Source organism: Labrys miyagiensis (assembly GCF_030160835.1).
Taxonomy (GTDB): Bacteria; Pseudomonadota; Alphaproteobacteria; order Rhizobiales; family Labraceae; genus Labrys; species Labrys miyagiensis.
Genome location: NZ_BSPC01000024.1, coordinates 229,995 through 248,477, shown reverse-complemented (window position 1 = coordinate 248,477; position 18,483 = coordinate 229,995). Strand labels below are relative to the sequence as shown.

Annotated in this window: 24 protein-coding genes; 13 read left to right on the top strand and 11 right to left on the bottom strand. The window is 67.5% G+C overall.

The annotated features are described in order from the left end of the window. Nucleotides 1–112: 112 nt before the first annotated feature. Nucleotides 113–898, top strand: a complete 786-nt coding sequence (locus QQL24_RS14375) for an alpha/beta hydrolase (protein ID WP_284312874.1) — start codon at nt 113–115, stop codon at nt 896–898. A gap of 51 nt (nt 899–949) precedes the next feature. Continuing rightward, nucleotides 950–1,513, top strand: a complete 564-nt coding sequence (locus QQL24_RS14370) for a NifU family protein (protein WP_284312872.1) — start codon at nt 950–952, stop codon at nt 1,511–1,513. Between the two features lie 271 nt (nt 1,514–1,784). Here QQL24_RS14370 and QQL24_RS14365 read toward each other — a convergent pair whose 3' ends face one another. From QQL24_RS14365 to QQL24_RS14320, 10 genes are all read right to left on the bottom strand, one after another. Then, nucleotides 1,785–2,156 carry a hypothetical protein gene (locus QQL24_RS14365; protein ID WP_431310685.1) on the bottom strand — a complete coding sequence of 124 codons (372 nt, stop codon included), beginning with the start codon at nt 2,154–2,156 and terminating at the stop codon, nt 1,785–1,787. A 208-nt stretch (nt 2,157–2,364) separates the two neighbouring features. Continuing rightward, nucleotides 2,365–3,597 carry a DUF1501 domain-containing protein gene (locus QQL24_RS14360; protein ID WP_284312871.1) on the bottom strand — a complete coding sequence of 411 codons (1,233 nt, stop codon included), beginning with the start codon at nt 3,595–3,597 and terminating at the stop codon, nt 2,365–2,367. A gap of 4 nt (nt 3,598–3,601) precedes the next feature. After that, nucleotides 3,602–5,089: a DUF1800 domain-containing protein gene (locus QQL24_RS14355; RefSeq protein ID WP_284312870.1), complete on the bottom strand. Its 1,488-nt coding sequence runs from the start codon at nt 5,087–5,089 to the stop codon at nt 3,602–3,604. 73 nt (nt 5,090–5,162) lie between these two features. Beyond that, nucleotides 5,163–5,435 (bottom strand): GCG_CRPN prefix-to-repeats domain-containing protein, encoded by a 273-nt coding sequence (locus tag QQL24_RS14350; protein ID WP_284312869.1) that lies wholly within the window; start codon nt 5,433–5,435, stop codon nt 5,163–5,165. Between the two features lie 88 nt (nt 5,436–5,523). Further along, a complete protein-coding gene (locus tag QQL24_RS14345) occupies nt 5,524–5,964 on the bottom strand; it encodes a periplasmic heavy metal sensor (RefSeq protein WP_284312868.1) in 441 nt (146 codons plus the stop codon). Between the two features lie 2 nt (nt 5,965–5,966). After that, entirely contained in the window at nt 5,967–6,410 is a 444-nt protein-coding gene (locus QQL24_RS14340; protein ID WP_284312867.1) for a hypothetical protein, read from the bottom strand. Next, nucleotides 6,403–6,735, bottom strand: coding sequence for a hypothetical protein (locus QQL24_RS14335; protein WP_284312866.1), 333 nt, complete (start codon nt 6,733–6,735; stop codon nt 6,403–6,405). Before QQL24_RS14335 ends, QQL24_RS14340 begins: the two co-directional genes overlap by 8 nt. Continuing rightward, nucleotides 6,728–7,270, bottom strand: a complete 543-nt coding sequence (locus QQL24_RS14330) for an RNA polymerase sigma factor (protein ID WP_284312865.1) — start codon at nt 7,268–7,270, stop codon at nt 6,728–6,730. Before QQL24_RS14330 ends, QQL24_RS14335 begins: the two co-directional genes overlap by 8 nt. A 41-nt stretch (nt 7,271–7,311) precedes the next feature. Further along, entirely contained in the window at nt 7,312–7,773 is a 462-nt protein-coding gene (locus QQL24_RS14325; protein WP_284312864.1) for an EF-hand domain-containing protein, read from the bottom strand. A gap of 101 nt (nt 7,774–7,874) precedes the next feature. Then, nucleotides 7,875–8,576 carry a GntR family transcriptional regulator gene (locus QQL24_RS14320; protein ID WP_431310686.1) on the bottom strand — a complete coding sequence of 234 codons (702 nt, stop codon included), beginning with the start codon at nt 8,574–8,576 and terminating at the stop codon, nt 7,875–7,877. A gap of 216 nt (nt 8,577–8,792) precedes the next feature. Between QQL24_RS14320 and mdcA the strand changes: the two genes are divergently transcribed. The 8 genes from mdcA (at nt 8,793) to QQL24_RS14280 (ending at nt 15,658) form a co-directional block, all read left to right on the top strand. Continuing rightward, nucleotides 8,793–10,439, top strand: a complete 1,647-nt coding sequence (gene mdcA, locus QQL24_RS14315) for a malonate decarboxylase subunit alpha (protein ID WP_284312862.1) — start codon at nt 8,793–8,795, stop codon at nt 10,437–10,439. Between the two features lie 15 nt (nt 10,440–10,454). Continuing rightward, a complete protein-coding gene (gene mdcC / locus QQL24_RS14310; RefSeq protein ID WP_284312861.1) occupies nt 10,455–10,772 on the top strand; it encodes a malonate decarboxylase acyl carrier protein in 318 nt (105 codons plus the stop codon). Then, nucleotides 10,769–11,677 carry a biotin-independent malonate decarboxylase subunit beta gene (locus QQL24_RS14305; RefSeq protein WP_284312860.1) on the top strand — a complete coding sequence of 303 codons (909 nt, stop codon included), beginning with the start codon at nt 10,769–10,771 and terminating at the stop codon, nt 11,675–11,677. The genes mdcC and QQL24_RS14305 overlap by 4 nt, the downstream gene beginning before the upstream one ends. Further along, a complete protein-coding gene (mdcE, locus tag QQL24_RS14300; protein ID WP_284312859.1) occupies nt 11,664–12,383 on the top strand; it encodes a biotin-independent malonate decarboxylase subunit gamma in 720 nt (239 codons plus the stop codon). Before QQL24_RS14305 ends, mdcE begins: the two co-directional genes overlap by 14 nt. Further along, nucleotides 12,376–13,020: a malonate decarboxylase holo-[acyl-carrier-protein] synthase gene (gene mdcG / locus QQL24_RS14295; protein ID WP_284312858.1), complete on the top strand. Its 645-nt coding sequence runs from the start codon at nt 12,376–12,378 to the stop codon at nt 13,018–13,020. Before mdcE ends, mdcG begins: the two co-directional genes overlap by 8 nt. Next, on the top strand, nt 13,017–13,856 hold the full coding sequence (gene mdcB / locus QQL24_RS14290; RefSeq protein WP_284312857.1) for a triphosphoribosyl-dephospho-CoA synthase MdcB: 840 nt from the start codon (nt 13,017–13,019) through the stop codon (nt 13,854–13,856). The genes mdcG and mdcB overlap by 4 nt, the downstream gene beginning before the upstream one ends. Continuing rightward, nucleotides 13,856–14,785, top strand: a complete 930-nt coding sequence (locus QQL24_RS14285; protein ID WP_284312856.1) for an acyltransferase domain-containing protein — start codon at nt 13,856–13,858, stop codon at nt 14,783–14,785. The genes mdcB and QQL24_RS14285 overlap by 1 nt, the downstream gene beginning before the upstream one ends. Nucleotides 14,786–14,881: 96 nt before the next feature. Next, complete coding sequence (locus tag QQL24_RS14280; protein ID WP_284312855.1) at nt 14,882–15,658, top strand: alpha/beta fold hydrolase; 777 nt, start codon at nt 14,882–14,884, stop codon at nt 15,656–15,658. Between the two features lie 235 nt (nt 15,659–15,893). On the opposite strand, the gene QQL24_RS14275 is transcribed toward QQL24_RS14280, so the two are convergent. Continuing rightward, the gene (locus tag QQL24_RS14275) at nt 15,894–16,124 is read right to left on the bottom strand and encodes a hypothetical protein (protein ID WP_284312854.1); all 231 of its coding nucleotides are present in this window, start codon (nt 16,122–16,124) and stop codon (nt 15,894–15,896) included. A gap of 213 nt (nt 16,125–16,337) precedes the next feature. On the opposite strand from QQL24_RS14275, the gene QQL24_RS14270 reads away from it, so the two are divergent. The 3 genes from QQL24_RS14270 to QQL24_RS14260 are packed head-to-tail and all read left to right on the top strand — an operon-like array spanning nt 16,338 to nt 18,421. After that, nucleotides 16,338–16,997 carry an orotidine 5'-phosphate decarboxylase / HUMPS family protein gene (locus QQL24_RS14270; RefSeq protein ID WP_284312853.1) on the top strand — a complete coding sequence of 220 codons (660 nt, stop codon included), beginning with the start codon at nt 16,338–16,340 and terminating at the stop codon, nt 16,995–16,997. Next, nucleotides 16,940–17,488 (top strand): SIS domain-containing protein, encoded by a 549-nt coding sequence (locus tag QQL24_RS14265; protein ID WP_284312852.1) that lies wholly within the window; start codon nt 16,940–16,942, stop codon nt 17,486–17,488. Before QQL24_RS14270 ends, QQL24_RS14265 begins: the two co-directional genes overlap by 58 nt. Nucleotides 17,489–17,494: 6 nt before the next feature. Continuing rightward, a complete protein-coding gene (locus tag QQL24_RS14260) occupies nt 17,495–18,421 on the top strand; it encodes a PfkB family carbohydrate kinase (protein WP_284312851.1) in 927 nt (308 codons plus the stop codon). The last annotated feature ends 62 nt before the right edge of the window (nt 18,422–18,483 follow it).

Here is an 18,483-nt window from a genome sequence, read left to right as displayed (position 1 = left end):
TGCTTATAGAGCGTCATTCTTAACGAATGAAAGATGTTGCAATGGCCAAAGCCAGGTTGCTGAGAGGTTTTTTGCAGCAGCTTTTACGGGAATGTCAGAAGGAAGTGACTGCATGATTAGCGATCCCGGCATGATCGAGCTCGGCGAGGACACCTCGGCCCGGAAAATTGCCTGGCGCCACCAGTCCGGGCGTGGGCCGGACGTGGTCTGGCTCGGCGGCTTCCGCTCCGACATGCTGGCGACCAAGGCGACGCATCTGGCCGAATGGGGCGCCAGGCACCATCGCGCCGTGACCCGCTTCGACTATTCCGGCCACGGCGAATCCGGCGGCCGATTCGAGGATGGCACCATCGGCCTGTGGCTCGAGGATGCGCTGGCGGTGATCACCAGGGTGGTGAAGACGCCGCCGATCCTGGTCGGCTCCTCCATGGGCGGCTGGATCGCGCTGCTTGCCGCCCAGCGCCTCGCCGGCACGGCGTTGGCGCCCGCCGGCCTGGTGCTGATCGCCCCCGCCGCCGACTTTACGCAGACGCTGATGTGGGACCGGTTTCCCGAGGCGGTGAAGCGCGACATCCTGGAGAAAGGCGCCTGGCTGCGCCCCTCGGCCTATTCGCCCGAGCCCTATCCGATCACCCGGGCCTTGATCGAGGAAGGCCGCAATCATCTTCTTCTCGGCGGCATGGTGAAAACCGGCTGCCCCGTGCACATATTACAGGGAATGGAAGATCCGGACGTGCCCTGGCAGCATGCCATGACCCTGGTCGAGCGCCTGGCGGAGGACGATGTCACGATGACGCTGATCAAGGATGGCGACCACCGCCTGTCGCGGCCGCAGGATCTGGAGAAGCTGATCGAGGCGGTGGAAAGCGTTGCGCCCAAATCGCAGCTGCTTCTATAATCACCAGTGATCCTGGCCGGCCTTGACCCGGTCGTTGGAGCGGAGAGAGAAATGTTCATTCAGACCGAGGCGACGCCGAACCCGTCGACCCTCAAATTCCTGCCCGGCCGCGAAGTCCTGCCCGAAGGCAGCACCCTGCACATGACCAATGCCGCCGAGGGCGCACAGTCACCGCTGGCCGAGAAGCTGTTCTCGATCGAAGGCGTGGCCGGCGTGTTCTTCGGCTCGGATTTCATCACCATCACCAAATCCCAGGCGGAATGGCAGCACCTCAAGCCAGCTGTGCTCGGCGCCATCATGGAGCACTACCTCTCCGACGCTCCGATCCTGCGCGAGCATGCCGTGACCAACGGCGCCATGGGCGAGGAATTCTTCGACGAGGCGGATGAGGAGACGGTCGAGACCATCAAGGACCTGCTCGACACCCGCGTGCGCCCGGCCGTTGCGGCCGATGGCGGCGACATCACCTTCCGTGGCTTCCGCGAGGGGGTCGTCTATCTCGACATGAAGGGCGCTTGCTCCGGCTGCCCCTCCTCCACCGCGACGCTGCGCAACGGCATCCAGAACCTGCTGCGCCACTTCGTACCCGAAGTGCAGGAAGTCCGGGCGGCGTGAGGCGGCAGGGGCGGTCTGAGGTCCTTGTATCGGTGAAAGTCGCGTAACCCCTCACCTTTATCCTTTCCACGTAAACGGGGCGAGGGGGCATAATCGCCGCGATTTGTTCTGCAACGCTTCATCTCGCTCAGCCGGCCGAGCGAGATGAGTCTTCCCAGGCTTAGGCCCGCCTTCGAAGTCCCCTCGCCCCGTTCTTACGGGGAGAGGATTGAGGTGAGGGGCTGCGCGACACCTGAGAGCAGAGCTCCGGTCGAACGCTGAGCCCTACCCCTCAATAATCATCCCAGTGGAACAGGTCCGGATGCTCGCGCCGCCACTCCGCCTGGCGCTCGCGATGCTCGCCCAAAAACTCACCGAAGGCGATGCAGGCGCGGCGGCTGCCGGCGTCGCAATCGGCGTGCAGGCGGTCGAGCTGGCTGAAATAGGGATCGTAGATCACCGGGGCCGGACGCACGACCGGGGGTGGAGGCGGCGGCCGGTTGGCGAGGGCCTGGCCGATTAGCACGCCGCCGACGGCGCCAAGCGCCGCGCCGCCGACAAAAGCGCCGGTACGGCCATCCGCGGCGGAGGCCGGGGTGCCCGCAAGGGCGGCACTCAGGCACAGGGCGGCTACAGGAAGGGTAAATCGCATCATCACGCTCAAGGGAAACTCCTACATACGCACCCCAGCGATGAAGCCACCCTACCCAGTGCAACTTAATGCTTCATGAATAGTAATTTCATCGATATAAATTGCTTCTCACTCATAACTACTGATCAATACAGCGAGAAGCATTCCATTTACATTCAAGGCAACGGTGTCAATATCTGCCACATTGACGCCATACTGCTTTTCCGCCGATTAACCACGCTCAGGCTATCAACCCCTGCATCGGCTTCACGGACCCAGAGTCCGCGAAGACCTTGTCGCCAAGAACAGCCGCCGAAAGACCGAACTGGTCGGCGAGCAGTCCCTTCAGCACGCCGCGTACATCGCAGGTGGGAGCGAGATCGCGGCCCTGGTAGAGCTGCGCCTCCTTCAGGCCCGGCCAGTCGGCGATCACCCGCCCGCCCTTGATGGCGCCGCCGGCGAGCAGCACCACCGTGCCGGTGCCGTGATCGGTGCCGACAGTGCCGTTGATGCGCGCGGTGCGGCCGAACTCAGTGATGGCGACCACCGCCGTATCCTTCCAGCGCTCTCCGAGCCCGGTCTCCAGGGCCGCGAAGGCGCCGTCGAGGCCGCCCAGCAGCATGGCGAGCCGGCCGGTGGCGCCCCCCTCGTTGACATGGGTGTCCCAACCGTCGAAGGCGAGCGCGGCGACGCGCGGGCCATCATCGGCGGCGATCAGCCGCGCCGCGCCCTCCGCCGCCTGGCGCATGCCGGCGGCATTGTCGAGACCGCCCTTGCGGCCCATGCCGGCCATGCCGTCGCCGGCCGCCATGCGGCCGGCCTCAAGGCCGTGCTGCAGGGCCGAGGCCAGCACGGGATCGCGGTGATTGTAGAGGTCGAGCACGCGGTCGGCGAGGTCGTCGCTCGGATCGGGCAGGGTCTGCGGCGCCCACCCGAGCACCGGGGCGGCGCCGCGCATGACCAGCGGCGTCGACGGGCCGACGGCAAGGCCGCCCTTGAGGCCCACCCTGTCACCGCTCGGCAGAGCCGACAGCGCGCGGTTGAGCCAGCCGGTGGCGATATGGCCGGGGCCGGGATAACCGCTCTCCAGCACGTCCTGCCCGTCGAAATGCGAGCGGTCGCGATAGCCCGTGGCGGCGGCATGCACGACCGCCGCCTGCTTGGCCTGGAACAGGCGGGCGAAATTCGGCATCGCCGGGTTGACGGCGAAGAAGCCGTCGAGCGGCAGGGCGGGATGCGGGCCGTTCAACGCCAGGGCGATATCACCATGCAGCCCGGCATAGTCGGGATCGCCCACCGGGCCCACGGTCGAGAGCCCGTCAAGCGCTCCACGCAATACAATGACGACGAGGCGGGGATCGCGGCCGTCGGCGGCGCGGGCAAAGCGCGGCAGATAGGCCCAGGCGAACAGGGCGCCGCCACCGAGCAGCACGGCGCGACGGGAAGGATGGGGCATTTCGCAAAGCAGGGCCATGATCCTATCTCCGTTGGAATTCGGGTGCCATGAACAGCAGCGCCACGGCCTGCTGGCGCGACTCGGCCCTGGCGATAGCCTGGCGCGTCTCGGGCGAGGCGGAGGAACCGACCACCGCCTCCAGCACGTCGTTGGGTTCGCCGATGTCCTTGATCTGGCGCGCCGCCTGCCAGGCGATGTCGAGCCGCATCTTCATGCCGGCGGGCGAGGCATGGGCGTCGGCCGTGTCGGGGAAGCCGTTCGGTCCGGGCGGCTGCCACAGCGGCTCGCCCAGCATGTTGAGCCAGTTGAGCGTCGGGCCTGGATCGGCGCCGGCTGCGGAACCGACAGCGCGCCGGATGGCCAGAGTGTAGTCGAGGGGCGAGCGCATCTTGGTCAGGGGCTGCGACCAGGCTTCCGGCAAGTTGATCAGCGTGACCGCGAGCGCCCTCAGATCGCCATCACGGTCGGTGAAGACCTTGGCGAGCTGGGCCACGGCCGAGGGCGGCGGATCGTCGGCGATGAAATGGCGTGCGAGCTCGGCAGCGATATGCTGGGCTGTCGCGGGATGGCGGGCGACATCGCTGAGCACTGCCTCGGCCTGGCCCATGCCGCCGGCCGGATAGGTCTTGCCCATGAAGACCTCGTCGCCTGGCTCATGCGTGTTGGCATTGAACACGAAGGTGCCAGGTTCGCCGAGGCGCCCCTCGCGCCCGGCCATCATCCAGCCGGTGAGGATGCGCGCGAAAGCGGTAACGTCTGCCTGGGTGTAACCGCTGCCTACACCCAATGTGTGCAGCTCCATAATCTCGCGGGCGAGGTTCTCGTTGAGCCCGCGGTTGCGGTTCTTGCCGGCCCGCGAATCCGGGCCGATCGACTGCTGGTTGTCGAGATAGAACAGCATGGCCGGGTGATGCTCGACGGCCAGCAGCATGTCGGCGAACTGCCCCAGCACGAAGGGACGGATGGCCTCGCGCTCGAAGGCCCCAGCCGAAGCGCGGACGATATTATCCTTCGCGATCGACACGCAGAAATGGTTCGACCAGAAGGCGACGAGGCGCTCGACGAAACCAATCTCGGCCCCCAGCGCCTTGTCGAAACGGGCCTGCGCCTCGGCCCGGAACAGCTTCTGTTCCACGGAAGGCCGGGGCGGCTTGGGCTTGTCGTTGCCCGACATTGCCTGGCTTGGCATGGCCTGCGCCGTTTCCGGGCTCATGGCGAGCGCCGGCATGGCGGCACCGGCATCGGCTGCCGAGACGGCCATGCGATCGCGTTCCATCTTGCGCTCCATGGCCTCGGCCATGCTTGCCTGAATGGCCGGCGTGCTGCCGGGCAAATCCCCGGCCCCGGGAAGGCCAACCGTGATCAGGGCGATGTCCGGCGTCGCAAGCTCCGACCTGAGGAACCCGCGCGGGTCGTTGCCCGGCTTGGCGAGGTCACCCGGGCGGGCGCCGAGGCCGAAGCGGTTGAAGGCGACCAGGGCCGCATCGGGATTGGAGGCGGATACTGCCACGTTGGACCTCGATTGCTAACCTGGGGGTGACAGCCGGGCGCCGCCATGGGATCGCCCGGCTCAATAAGGCGTATCAGTGCCAGCGGCCGTAATAGCCATAGGGCCGGTGCCAGCCCCAGCCGTAACGGACCGGGTGGCGCCAGCCCCAGCCATAATAGACCGGCGCGTTCGGGACACAGCGCCCCCAGGGATTGGGGTGCCAGCCGGGACCACAGCCCCAGCTGATATCCTGCACCACGGCAGGACCTGCAGGCGTGGCGGGCGCAAGCGGCATGGCGGAGGCCGCACCGGCCGTCATCATCAGGCCGCCAAAAGCCGCGGCGGCAAGGCTCAGAGATCTGATCAACGCACTACTCCATCGGTTGATGAAAGGGGGAGACGGGTATCGCCTCCTTCATTCCTTCAACGCAGCGCTTGACCCGATCCGTCGCCAGTCAGGGTGATTTTTTTGGAGGCGGCAGATGGCGTGCCAGTCCTTCGGCCAGCAGGAGCCGCACGCCCGGCGAACTCGCCGCGGCGAATTCGGCGATGCGCTGCTCCACCTTGGCACGCACGGTGACATCGGCGGTGCGGGCACGCTCGAGAGCAGCCGAAAGCGCGGTCGCATCGACGGTAGGCTGCTTCAGAAGCTCGGCAGCATCACGTCGGGCCTGCTGGCCATCGAGGATGGTCTGGCGATTCTCCTGCCGCACGGTGCGCAGGGCTTCGCGGAAGGCATCGCGCTCGGCTGGCGGCAATTCCTGGGCGGCCGCCTGCAGGGAACCGCCGGGCAGCGGCGTGTGCATATGGACCCAGACCGCTCCGCCCGCCAGGCATCCGAGCAGGAAGACGTTGAGCACGACCGAAACGATCAGGGGAAGACGGGAACCGGCCACGATCAGAGATCCTCCTCCGCTGCCGGCCGCCCCGGGCCGACATCCCCGAAGGCGGTGGTGTTCGCATCGAAGACGGCATGCTCGGGCCGGGCCACCGGGGCGAGCACCGTCACCAGCACAGCGCCCGCCAGCGCGCCGGCGACGCCGACGCCGGCGAGACCGAAGCCCGACCACCACAGCCATACGCGTCGCCGCCGCGCCAGTCCCGCCTTGCCATCCTGCAGGATGCGGGCATGGAGGCCGGCGGCCGGCGCAGGCACGGCATAGCCGTCAAGCAGCGCGTCGAGACGGCCTGCCCGTGCGAGAATGGCCTTGCCCTCCTCCGTGAGGGCGAAGGCTTGCGCCAGCGCCCGCTCCTTCTGCGGCCAGCACTGCAATTGCCCGCCATAGGCCATCGCGAGGGCCTCGAAATGCCCGGCATCCATTCGTCCTGCCAACTCAGCCATGGCTGTCGTCTCCCCTCGGCAGGGCCTGCGCCTTTCGGGATCGGCCCCGCAGCGGCGCCGCGGCCAGTTCGCGCTCGCGGCGCTCGAAGGCCTCCTGCCGAGTCTGCCGGCTGTTGCTCCAGGCTGGACCCCAGCGCTCGACGATACGGCCCAGCGCGATATCGAGCCGGCGCGCCATGTCGAGGATGGCGCGCCCCTGCGCCTGCCTGGCAAAACGGTCACCATCGGCGCGCTCCAGTGGCGGCCAGTTCCGCAGCTCGCTGCCATAGGCGGCGGCAAGGGCGGCAAAACGGTCCGCCGTCATCATGTCCAGCCCCTTATCCATCGTTCTCATCCCCCATCAGAAGCGTCTGCAACGAGCGCCGGCCGCGCGCAAGCAGGCTTTCCAGCGCCTCGATACTGACATCCATCACCGCAGCCGCCTCGGCATTGGACATCGTCTGGTAATAGGTCAGCACGATCGCCTCGCGCTGGCGTGGAGCGATCGCCTTCAGGGCCCGCTCGACCCGGAGGCTGTCATCCTCATGCCGCTGGGCTTCGGCATGATCGCCATCGGCGATCTCCGGCAGGTCCTCGCTCGTCCATTCGCGTCGGCGGCGCAACCGGTCGTAGCAGAGATTGAGCGCCACCCGATGAACCCAGGTGTCGAAGCGCGCCCGCTCGGTGCGCCAGCCTGCGGCGTGGCGCCAGATCCGCACGAAAGTCTCCTGCGCGACGTCCTCCGCTTCCGCAGCATCGCCCAGCATACGCCTGGCGAGCGCCAGCAGGCGCGGCAGCTTGCGGGCGACGAGGGCCCGCATGGCCGCTTCGTCGCCCCCACCGATGCGGCGAACCAACTCCTCGTCCGGATCGGGAGCCATAGGCTGGCGAACCCCCAATGGTCATGGCGTCTGTCCGTGCATCACTGGTCCTGCTTGGCAGCGGATTTGTGACCGGGTAGTTCGTTCCCCGTCAGCACCCCATCCTTGTTCTTGTCCAGCCGGGCAAACCGCTTGGCGAGGAAGGCATCGAGTTCGCCATGGTCGATGAAGCCATCGTGATTGGCGTCAATGCGGGCAAAAAGCTTGGCCGGATCGCCCTTTGCCTTGCGTTTGGCAGCGAATGCCGTCCATTCGGCCTGGCTGATCTTGCCATCGCCATCGGTATCGGCAGCCATATAGGCCTTTTCCCGCTGCGCCTGGAACTGTGCCAGCGTAAGGCTGCGCTGTCCGGCCGGCGTCGCGGAAGCATCCGGGGTGGCGGGCGCTGGGGCCGCGGGCGCGGCCGGCGCAGGCGCACTCGGGGCGGGTGCCGGCGTGGTCTGCGCGAGGGCCGGGCTGGCGGCGGTGGTCAGGACAAGGGCAAGCAGCAGGGGACGGATCATAAGGCTCTCTTCGCGGTTGGCACGTCCCGGGAGGGGGCGGGCTGGGATCCAGCCTTTTAACGGACCCTCATGACGAATCCGTCGATCCACTGTGAAGAAATTCAGCTGACCGGCGGAGACGACACTTCATGGCTCTCGATATAGAGGCGCAGCGCCGTGGCAGCATTCAGCATATGGGCTCGCATGCGACGCGAGGCCGTCTCCCCATCCCCCTCCGCGATCGCCTGCATGATCGCCTCGTGTTCGTCGGTGGAGCGGTTCAGCCTTTCGGCATGGCGCAGCTGCGTGCGCCGGAAAGCGCTCAGCCGCGCCCTGAGCGCGATCGCCTGCTCGGCGAGGAAGGCGTTGTGGGTCGCATGGTAGATACATTCGTGGAAAGCTCGGTTGAAGCCGTCATAGGCATCGAAATCGCCGCTGATAACCATGGCGCGCGAGGATTCGTGCAGCTCGATGAGGCGGCTGCGCTCCAGCGGCGTCATGCGATAGGTGGCGAGCCTCACGCACATCGCCTCGATCTCAGCCATGGTCTCGAACATGTCCATGATGCGCTCAGGCGTGAGGCGGGCGACCACGACGCCGCGGCGCGGGCGCATTTCCACCAGGCCGCTGACCGCCAACTGGCGCAAGGCCTCGCGCACGGGCGTGCGCGAGGCACCGAAGCGGTCGGCAAGCTGCTGCTCGTCCAGCGCCGCCCCCGCCGCCAGGAGGCCCGAGGCGATCTCGTCCGTCAGTGCATTGCGGATGCGGTCGGAGATGAGGCTCCGGCCATCGCCACTCTCGTCATCGCCGTCGAATGCCTGCATCATCGCCTGCCCTCGGTATCATCGTCGCGGAAAAGCGCACAATAGAGGGAACTCCGCCGCAATCCATGCCTTTGCATACAGATACCCCAGATATCCACTCTCATGCATACACAAGACCGATCACGAAGCTGTTACGCATCCTGGGATTGACACTCCTTCCTCTTATTGCATACAAGGCAAGCCATAAATTGAAGCACTGCATACAAGGAGCGCCAAATGGCCGACTGGAGTACGCAGAGAACAATGCTGGCCGAACGCCTCGCCGCAGGGCGCGCGCACGCAAAGGGGAAGGCGGTTGCACCCGAAGCACTGCCCGCCTTCCTCGAAGCCGTGCTACGGCCCGGCGACCGGGTCTGTATCGAGGGCGACAACCAGAAGCAGGCGGATGTGCTGGCCGTGGCGCTCGCCGGGGTCGATCCCACCCGGGTGCACGACCTGCATATGGTGCAGTCCGGCGTGGTGCTGCCCGCGCATCTCGACCTCTTCGACAAGGGCATCGCCAGCCGGCTCGATTATTCCTATTCGGGCCCGCAATCGGCGCGCATCGCCCGCATGCTGTTCGGCGGCAAGATCGCGCTTGGCGCCGTCCATACCTATCTCGAACTCTTCGCCCGCTATTTCATCGACCTCACGCCGCAGGTCGCCCTGATCGCCGCGGTGAGCGCCGATCGCGAGGGCAATCTCTATACCGGTCCCAACACCGAGGACACGCCGACGGTGGTCGAGGCGACCAGCTACAAGAGTGGCCTCGTGATCGCGCAAGTGGCCGAGATCGTCGACAAGCTGCCGCGCGTCGATATCCCCGGCGACCTCGTGCATTTCGTCGTTGAGGCCGGGAAGCCCTTCTATGTCGAGCCTCTGTTCACCCGCGATCCGGCGGCGATCACCGAGACGCAGATCCTCACCGCCATGCTCGCCATCAAGGGACTCTACGCGCCCTATGGCGTGCGCCGCCTCAACCACGGCATCGGCTTCAACACCGCCGCCATCGAACTTATCCTGCCGACTTTCGGCGAGAAGTTGGGGCTGAAGGGCAAGATCTGCACGCATTTCGCTCTCAATCCACATCCCACGCTCATTCCCGCCATCGAGGCGGGCTGGGTCGAGCAGGTGCATTGCTTCGGCTCGGAAGTGGGCATGGAGGATTATGTCGCCGCCCGCCCGGACGTATTTTTCACCGGCCCCGACGGCTCGCTGCGCTCCAACCGCGCCTTCTCGCAGACGGCCGGACTTTATGCCTGCGACCTGTTCATCGGCTCGACCCTGCAGATCGACCTCGAAGGCCACAGCTCCACCGTCACCACCAGCCGCATCGCCGGCTTCGGTGGCGCGCCGAACATGGGCTCGGACCCGCGGGGCCGGCGCCATCCCAGCGAGCCCTGGCTGAAGGCGGGCGCAGAGGCCGATCCGGAGAGCTCACCGGCCTTGAGGCGCGGCCGTAAGTTGGTGGTGCAGATCGGCGAAACTTTCGGCGAGGGCAATGCCTCGCTCTTCGTCGAGCGCCTCGATGCGCTGGAACTGGCCGACAAGCTCAAGCTCGATCTCGCGCCGGTGATGGTCTATGGCGATGACGTCACCCACATCGTCACCGAGGAAGGCATCGCCAACCTGCTGCTCTGCCGCGGCAAGGACGAGCGCGAGCAAGCCATCCGCGGCGTTGCCGGCTATACCGAGATCGGCCGCGCGCGCGATGCCGGCATGGTGGAGCACCTGCGCGAGCGCGGCGTGATCCGCCGGCCCGAGGACCTCGGCATCGATCCACTCGACGCCGACCGGAGCCTGCTCGCCGCCCGCTCGATCAAGGATCTCATGCTCGCCTCCGGCGGGCTCTACCGGCCGCCGAGCCGGTTCCGCAACTGGTAGGCGGAGGCCAGACCCATGGAAAAGCTCAGTTTCACCGTGAAGGCCACAAGGCCCGCCGGCGGCACCCGCCGCCAGGTCCTCACCGGGGTGGTTGCCTCCGGCAATCTCGAAGTGCTGGCCGAACGCATCCTGCCCGCCGATACCTGCACGGTCGACATTGCCACCGCCGCCCACGGCTTCGGGCCGGTGTGGCAGGCCGTGGTCGCTGATTTCGCCGCGCGACGCGCCGCCGGGGGCCTGCATCTTTCCATCAATGACGGGGGAGCGCGGCCCGACACGGTGGCCCTGCGGCTCGCCCAGGCCGTTCGCCTGATCGAGGAGCCCGAAGCATGACCGGTTCCAGCCGTCCCCTGAGCTGGTTCGAGGCCAGCGCCCGCCAGCGTCTTGCCGCTCTCACCGATCCCGGCAGCTTTGCAGAGATCATCGGCCCCGAGCAGCGCGAGATCAGCCCGCACCTTGCCTTGTTCGATCTGCCCGAGCAGTTCGACGACGGCATGATCATCGGCCGCGCCACCCTCGGCGGCCGGCCCGTTCTGGTGGCGGCCCAGGAAGGCCGCTTCATGGGCGGCGCCTTCGGCGAGGTACATGGTGCCAAGATCACCGGGCTGCTGCGCGCCGCCACCCCCTTGAAGCGGGACGTGCTCGTGCTCTTCGACACCGGCGGTGTGCGGCTCCAGGAAGCCAATGCCGGCGAGCTCGCCATCGGCGAAATCATGCGGGCCCTCGTAGAGCTCCGCTGCGCCGGCGCCCGGGTGATCGGCCTGATCGGCGGTCGCGCCGGTTGCTACGGCGGCGGCGGGCTGATCGCCGGCTGCTGTTCCACCCTGATCGTCTCCGAGCAGGGGCGCATCTCCGTCAGCGGCCCCGAGGTGATCGAGACCAACAGGGGCGTCGAGGAATTCGACTCACGCGACCGCGCCTTCGTCTGGCGCACCATGGGCGGCAAGCATCGTTATTTGATCGGCGGCGCCGACATCTTCGTCGACGACGAGGCGACCGCCTTCCGGCAGGCGGCGCTGACAGCTCTCGACCGGCCAGTCCGGCTCGATCTTGCGATGCTCGCCGCCGAGCAGCGACGGCTCGAACGGCGTCTGCAGAGCTTCGGCACGGCGCGGGACGGAACAGAGGTCTGGTCGCGCCTCGGCATTGCGGCCCCCGCGGATATTCCCGGTCTCGGCACACAGGATTTCCTGGGCACCACCGCAGACAAGAGGGAGACGGCCGATGACGCTCGCTGACATCCTCACTTCGCTGTTCCCCGCCGGACATAGTGTTGCCGTCGCTGACGGCCTGATCCGCGGCGCCGCGCCCTTGCCCGGCGGTGGTACCCTGCATGTGCTCGGCATTGCCGACGAGGCCCCGCTCGGTGTCGAGGGCGCGCTCACCCTTGCGAGCCATGTGCTCGACATCGCCGGCAAAGGCGATGGCGCGCCCCTACTGATGCTGATCGACTCCGCTAGCCAGCGCATGAGCCGGCGTGACGAATTGCTGGGCCTCAGCGAATATCTCGCCCATCTCGCCAAGGCCTTGCTGCTGGCCGAGGCGCAGGGCCATCGTACCATCGGCCTGCTCTATGGCGGCAGTGCTGCCGGCGCCTTCATCGCCACGGCGCTCGCCACCGGCACGCTGGTGGCCCTGCCCGGCGCCCATCCAGCCGTGATGGACCTGCCCTCGATGGCGCGCGTCACCAAACTGTCCCTCGATGTCCTGAAGGCGAAAGCCGAATCGACACCTGTCTTCGCGCCCGGCCTGGACAACCTCGCCAAGACGGGAGCCATCCATGCGGTCTGGGATCCGGCAAAGCCCCTCGCCGGTCAGCTTGCCGATCTCCTGGCGACGCCGGTCGAGGCGGACCATCGCGACCGGCTCGGCGCCGAACGCGGTGGACGGCCGAAGGCGGCCGCCGTCGCTGAGCGCGTGATCGCCGAGGTGGGCCATGACTGAGACCCTAACCCGCCACACCATGGTGACACCGACTGCTGCGGCCTGGGCCGCCCTGCTGGCGGCACGGCCGGACCTTGCGAGGGAACCACTTCTCGCACGCTGGGGCAGTGCCGGCTATCCGCTGGTGGCTCGCCGGCCGGCATGGGAGGACGACGCCGGCGCTGTCCCGCTCGGCCTGCCGCTCCCGCCCTCCCAGGGCAAGCAACGCATCGCTGTCAGTCTGAAGCCTGGCGATATTGCTGGCTCGGCCCGTCCGCCACTCCTGCGCGATGCCGCCAGCGCTGCGCCCGCCGCCTGGCAGGCCTCGATCGTCGCGCTGCTCCGGCTCGATCCCTCCACCCGCTGCTTCGGCAGCCTTGCCTGGCAGCATCTGACAGCCCTTGCCTATGTCAGCGACAGCTCGGATCTCGACCTCTTGTGGGACCTGCCAGACGCCGACGGCCTCGATCCCCTGCTCGACGGCATCGCGGCGATCGAGCGGTGTGCCCCGATGCGGATCGACGGCGAGATCCTCGCCGCGGCCGGTGGTGCCAATTGGCGGGAGCTGTGGCAGCGGGGCGAAGAGATCCTCGTCAAGGGCCGAACCGAAGCGCGCCTGATGGCGCGCGCGCGGTTCCTGGCGGGAGAACGGCCATGACCGCGCTGCTGCAATATCACAGCGCGCCAGCCTCCCGCCTGACCAGCATCGGCAGCCTGGCCGCCGATTGCCTGAAGCTGGAAGTGGCGACCTATCCCAAGCCCGGACTGGTGAGCCATGTCGACAACGGCGCCCACCACGACATGGATTTTGCCCTGCTGATCCGCGGCGCCAAGACGCTGGAACCCTGGTTCGACGATCTCGCCGCGGCGGGTGCCGCCGGCGCCGGCATGGACCGCCTGCGCGCCATCGGCATCGAGGCCGAGCGTGCCATGCTGGCCGCTACCGGCGGCGTGAATACCCATCGCGGCGCCATTTTCGGGCTCGGTCTACTCTGCGCCGCTGCTGGCTTCCGGCAGGCTTATGCCATCCCCCTGCCGCTTGGGCGGATCATCGCCGAGCGTTGGGGCGAAGCGATCCTCTCCGGCCCGCTACCGCTGCGCAGCCACGGGGCCGAAGCCTGCCGCCGTCATGGCGTCGGCGGCGCAAGGCTGGAAGCGGCGCAGGGCCAGCCTGCGGTCTATGACATCGCCTTGCCGGCCCTGCGCGCGGGCCGCGCCGCAACGGGCAACGAAGAAGCTGCCCGCGTGCACGCCTGCTTGGCCCTGATCGCCGCTGTCGCCGATACCAATCTCCTGCATCGCGGCGGGGCCACCGGGCTTGCCTTCGCCCAGCGGGAGGCGCGCACGTTCATGGCGGCTGGCGGCGTCGGCCAACCGAACTGGAAGGCGCGTGCGGCCGCCATCCACGACGCCTTTGTCGCCCGCAATCTCAGCCCCGGCGGCTGCGCGGATCTCCTTGCCATGGCGCTGTTCGTCGACAGGGAGGAGGCGTGATGCTCGCCCTGCTGTGCAGCGGACAGGGCTTGCTGTCGCCCACCATGTTCGATCTCACGGCCGGCGAGCCGGAGGCCGAACCCGTCTTCGCCGCGGCACAAGCGCTGCTCGGCCGCGATCCGTGCGTCCTGGTGCGAGACCATGATGATCCGCTGCTGCACGCCAACCGCCTGAGCCAGATCCTCTCCGTCTCGGCGGTGCTCGCCCTTCACGCCTGCATCGCCGCCGCGCTGCCGCCCGCCTTCGCAGTGACTGGCTACAGCCTCGGCGAGATGGCGGCCTGGAGCATCGCCGGCGCCTGGAGCGCCGAGACCGCCCTGCAGCTTACCGACCGGCGCGCCCGCGTCATGGACAAGGCCGGCGGCGGAGAGGGTCAGCTCGGCTATGTGCGCGGGCTGACGCGGCAGGCCGTCGAGGCGCTGGCCAGTCGCCATGGCTGTGCCATCGCCATCATCAATCCAGACAGGCTCTTTGTCGTGGGCGGGGCGCGGGCCGATATCACGGCGCTGTGCCGCGAGGCGGAAAGCGCCGGGGCGGCGAAGGCGGCCCTGCTCGATGTGCATATCGCGTCCCACACACCCCGCCTTTCGCAAGCCGTGGTGCCGCTCCGCGAGGCGCTCGAGGCAAGCGCAGCCGCCGACCCCAAGCCCGGGTGTCTGCTCCTGGCGGGCAGCGATGGCAGCCGTGTCTTCAAGGCCGCGCATGCCATTCCGCAGCTCGCCGCGCAGGTCGCCCAGACCATCGACTGGGCCGCCACCCTGGAGGCTCTCGGCGAAAGCGGGGTCGACCGCATCCTCGATCTTGGCCCGGGCCAAGTGCTTGCCGAGATGGCGCGCACGGCCCTTCCCCAGGCGCGCTGCTATGCCGCCGATGGCTTCCACAGCCTCGAGGGTCTGCGCGACTGGCTTGCAACGGCCGGAGGGGGGTGAAGACGACGCGTTTCCCGCTGCCGCTCTTCGGCGCGCGGCCTTTCCATTGCGCCACACTGCATTCGACAATCCATTCATTTCCGAAGGAACAAGATCATGTTGATGAACAGACGTACTTTTTCGACTGCCCTGCTGGCCGGTGCCGCGGCTTCGCTGATCTCCACTCGCGGCATGGCCGCCATTTCGGCGCCGGTGAAGGCGCGCAATGTCGTGCTCGTGCATGGGCTCTTTGCCGATGGCTCCTGCTGGTCCGAGGTGATCGCCCGCCTGCAGGCCGCCGGCCTCAATGCGACCGCCGTGCAGAACCCCCTCACGACCTTGCCTGAAGCCGTCGCCTCGGCCCAGCGCGTGCTCGACCGCCAGGACGGTCCCACGGTGTTCGTCGGCCATTCCTTCTCCGGCATGATCGTCACCGAGGCCGGCGTGCATCCCAAGGTCTCCGCCCTCGTCTATGTCGCGGCGCGGGCGCCGGATGCCGGCGAGGACTACACGGCACTGGCCAAGACCTATCCGACGCCGCCTGCCTCCGCTGGCATCGTCTTCGACGGCGACGAGGGGCGCCTCAGCGAGGAAGCCTTCCTGCGCGATTTCGCCGGCGACCTGCCCGAAGCCAAGGCCAGGGTGCTTTACGCGGTGCAGGAGCCCTTCCACAAGGCACTGCTCACCGGCAAGACCGCCAACGCGGCCTGGCGCTCCAAGCCGAGCTTCTACGCCGTGTCGACGGAGGACCGCACCATCAACCCCGACCTCGAACGCTTCATGGCCAAGCGCATGGGCGCCAGGACCATCGAGGTCAAGGCCAGCCACCTGGCCCTGATTTCCCACCCGGAGGAGATCACACGGCTGATCCTGGAAGCCGCCGGACAGGGGTGATCCAGAGCGCGGGGAGGCAGCTTCGCTGCCTGCCTGTTTGCATCTCAGTATACTGGCACGGATGAAAGCGTCATTCCGGCCGTAGCGAAGCGAAGAGCCGGAATCCAGGAACACCACCTTGGGAAGACTGCGTTCTTGGATTCCGGGTCTCCACTCACAAGCTAAAGCTTGTGAGGATACAGTCGCCCGGAATGACGTCGCATGTCCTTCGCCCTGAAGGATAACGCATACGACTCTAATGCAGCTTGCGCCGCCCGCTCGGCTCCAGCGGCCGGAGACGGTCAGCCGCGTCGCCGTGGGTCGCTTCGAGGGGCTGGCGCTGCGGATCGGCCTCCGGCGCCTTTACGGCATCGAAGGCATAATCCTCGATCTCGGAAGCGTAGGGCTGCCTGTGTTCCCGCTTTGCCTTGACGCCCTTGATCTGGACTGCGCTTTGCAACCGGGCGACCTTGCGTTCCCTGACCATCTGCTCCCCTTTCCTGCTGGTGTCCGATCCCGATGACAGGCCACAGAAGGGAAACGTTTCCGCGGCAATCCTGTTCCGGCTCACGCCTCCGCCAGGCAGCAATTGACATCGGCCACCGGCCCTGCGATGCCTATGGTGAGATCGATCTCATGCCGGATCGCACGAAGTGGGGCAAGGCCACGTGGAGGGCCGTCTGCTCCGGGAGGAACGTCCTTGCTGCTGCAGATTGCCCTCGACAAGCCCGAGCACCTCGCCTGGCTGCCGCGCCTGAAACCTTACGCCGACATCATCGAGATCGGCACGCCGCTGCTCAAGCGCTTCGGCATCGGCGCCATCGCCACGGCCCGCGAGCTCTGCCCCGATATTCCCGTGCTCGCCGACACCAAGACCGTCGATGGCGGCCAGTTCGAGGCCGACATGGTGTTCAGCGCCGGCGCCGCCCTGATGACGGTGCTCTCCTGCGCTGCCTCCGCCACGCATGAGGCCGTGGGGCGGCGGGCCGAGCATTTCGGTGCCAGCGTGGTCCTCGACACCATCACCCAATCGGGCGAGGCCGAGCTGCTGCCGCCGGAAGCCCGTTTTCCGCCGAGCTTCGCTTATGTCGCCGTGCATTCGCCCACGGACAGGCGGCTTGCGGGCGATGTCTCCACCGCCCATATCGATGCCGTGCACCAGATGCACCAGCGCGGCTTCCGCGTCTCGCTCGCCGGCGGCATCGGCCCGGCAACGCTGGAGGCCGTCATCGCCGCCGCGCCCGAGGTTGTGGTGGTCGGCAGCGCCATCACCGAAGCCGACACGCCCCAGGAGGTCGCCCAATGGATCAGCTCGAGACTCCCCCAGCGCGGCCTTGGCTGGCCGTGGGACAGGAAATAACCGGCCTGCTGGAGCGCATCGATCCCGCCGCCTTCGCACGCGTGGTCGGAGCCTTCGAACGACAAGGCCGGCGTTGGTTCTTCTCGGGCCAGGGCCGCTCCGGCCTGTCGGCTCAGATGGCGGCGATGCGCTTCATGCATATCGGCCATCAGGTGCATTTCCTCGGCGAGGTCACCGCGCCTTCCGTACGCGCGGGCGATGGGCTCCTGATCATCTCGGGCTCCGGCCAGACGCCGGTGAGCGTCGGCTTTGCCGAGATCGCCAAGGCCGAGGGGGCAGAGGTGATCGCCCTCACTCACAAGCCCCAGAGCAAGCTGGCCGGCATCGCCGATATCGTGCTGCCCGTGCCGGTGGAGACAACGGCGCAGTTCGGCGGCAGCCTGTTCGAGCAGACCTGCCTGATCCTGCTCGACGCCGTGATCCTCGACCTCGCCTCCCGCATTCCCAACGCTCACAAGCTGATGTGGCATCGGCACACCAACATGCAATGAGCCGCGATGAAGACGGTCTTGACCATCGGCGATGCCATCATCGACGTGATCGAGCAGCCGGATGGCACGTTCCGGACCTATGCCGGTGGCGCCGGACTGAACCTCGCGGTGGGCCTGGCCCATCTCGGCCTCGATTCGGCCCTGCTCAGCCGGGTCGGGGCCGACCGGTGGGGCTTTCGCCTGCAGCGCTATCTGCGCGACAGGCAGGTCCGGCTGATCGGCACGCCCAATGTCGAAGCCACTGGCAGCGCCACCTCGCGGCGCCTGCAGGGCGAGCCCTCTTATGTGTTTTCCAGTGACCTGCGCCGGCGGCGCTACATCGTCGGGCCCGAGGCGCAGGCGGTGCTGAACCAGGCCGCGGCGGTCGCCGTCAACTCCTATCCTTTCGAGAATGCCGCCTCTATCGCCGACCTCGTGGCCCGCCTCGGTGCGGCATCGGGCCTGGTCTTTGTCGACCCCAATCCGCGGCCGGACCTGATCGCCGATATCCAGCCGGTGCGCGAAGGGCTCGCCGCGGTCACACGCCAGGCCGATCTGATCAAGCTCAGCGAGGAGGACGCCAGGCTGATCTTCGGCAACACGGGGCGGGAGGCGATCCACGGCCTGTTCGGTTGGGGTGTCGACACCATCGTCCTCACCCAGGGCCGCAACGGCGCCACCCTGTTCGCCCGCAACGGGCTGATGATCAATGTGCCGGCGTGCCCCGCCAGCAAGCCCGTCGTCGACACCATGGGCGCTGGCGATGCCACCCTCGCCAGCCTGATCGCCTTCTGCCTGGAACGGGGTATGCCCGATGACGCCGAGGGCTGGGGCGCTTGCCTCGAGCGCGCCATGCAGATCGCCGCCGCCACCTGCCGGACCGAGGGGGGCGAGTTAGCCCTGCCTGAAAATGGAGCGGCCGGCCCGCTGGCAAGGACAGGCGCCAGGTTCTAAGAGAATTCGGGAGGCGGGTCTTCAGACCCCCAATAGCGCCTGCTCTCCGGAGGGTAGCAGGC

What these genes read in the sequence shown, in the direction of transcription:
- QQL24_RS14360 (WP_284312871.1), bottom strand. Translation starts at nt 3,597, where the DNA reads ATGGCCCTGCTTTGCGAAATGCCCCATCCTTCCCGTCGCGCCGTGCTG.
- QQL24_RS14375 (WP_284312874.1), top strand. Translation starts at nt 113, where the DNA reads ATGATTAGCGATCCCGGCATGATCGAGCTCGGCGAGGACACCTCGGCC.
- QQL24_RS14260 (WP_284312851.1), top strand. Translation starts at nt 17,495, where the DNA reads ATGAAGACGGTCTTGACCATCGGCGATGCCATCATCGACGTGATCGAG.
- QQL24_RS14320 (WP_431310686.1), bottom strand. Translation starts at nt 8,576, where the DNA reads ATGCAGGCATTCGACGGCGATGACGAGAGTGGCGATGGCCGGAGCCTC.
- QQL24_RS14340 (WP_284312867.1), bottom strand. Translation starts at nt 6,410, where the DNA reads ATGGCTGAGTTGGCAGGACGAATGGATGCCGGGCATTTCGAGGCCCTC.
- QQL24_RS14275 (WP_284312854.1), bottom strand. Translation starts at nt 16,124, where the DNA reads ATGGTCAGGGAACGCAAGGTCGCCCGGTTGCAAAGCGCAGTCCAGATC.
- QQL24_RS14370 (WP_284312872.1), top strand. Translation starts at nt 950, where the DNA reads ATGTTCATTCAGACCGAGGCGACGCCGAACCCGTCGACCCTCAAATTC.
- QQL24_RS14265 (WP_284312852.1), top strand. Translation starts at nt 16,940, where the DNA reads ATGGATCAGCTCGAGACTCCCCCAGCGCGGCCTTGGCTGGCCGTGGGA.
- QQL24_RS14305 (WP_284312860.1), top strand. Translation starts at nt 10,769, where the DNA reads ATGACCGGTTCCAGCCGTCCCCTGAGCTGGTTCGAGGCCAGCGCCCGC.
- QQL24_RS14335 (WP_284312866.1), bottom strand. Translation starts at nt 6,735, where the DNA reads ATGGATAAGGGGCTGGACATGATGACGGCGGACCGTTTTGCCGCCCTT.
- QQL24_RS14285 (WP_284312856.1), top strand. Translation starts at nt 13,856, where the DNA reads ATGCTCGCCCTGCTGTGCAGCGGACAGGGCTTGCTGTCGCCCACCATG.
- mdcC (WP_284312861.1), top strand. Translation starts at nt 10,455, where the DNA reads ATGGAAAAGCTCAGTTTCACCGTGAAGGCCACAAGGCCCGCCGGCGGC.
- mdcA (WP_284312862.1), top strand. Translation starts at nt 8,793, where the DNA reads ATGGCCGACTGGAGTACGCAGAGAACAATGCTGGCCGAACGCCTCGCC.
- mdcG (WP_284312858.1), top strand. Translation starts at nt 12,376, where the DNA reads ATGACTGAGACCCTAACCCGCCACACCATGGTGACACCGACTGCTGCG.
- mdcB (WP_284312857.1), top strand. Translation starts at nt 13,017, where the DNA reads ATGACCGCGCTGCTGCAATATCACAGCGCGCCAGCCTCCCGCCTGACC.
- mdcE (WP_284312859.1), top strand. Translation starts at nt 11,664, where the DNA reads ATGACGCTCGCTGACATCCTCACTTCGCTGTTCCCCGCCGGACATAGT.
- QQL24_RS14330 (WP_284312865.1), bottom strand. Translation starts at nt 7,270, where the DNA reads ATGGCTCCCGATCCGGACGAGGAGTTGGTTCGCCGCATCGGTGGGGGC.
- QQL24_RS14280 (WP_284312855.1), top strand. Translation starts at nt 14,882, where the DNA reads ATGTTGATGAACAGACGTACTTTTTCGACTGCCCTGCTGGCCGGTGCC.
- QQL24_RS14325 (WP_284312864.1), bottom strand. Translation starts at nt 7,773, where the DNA reads ATGATCCGTCCCCTGCTGCTTGCCCTTGTCCTGACCACCGCCGCCAGC.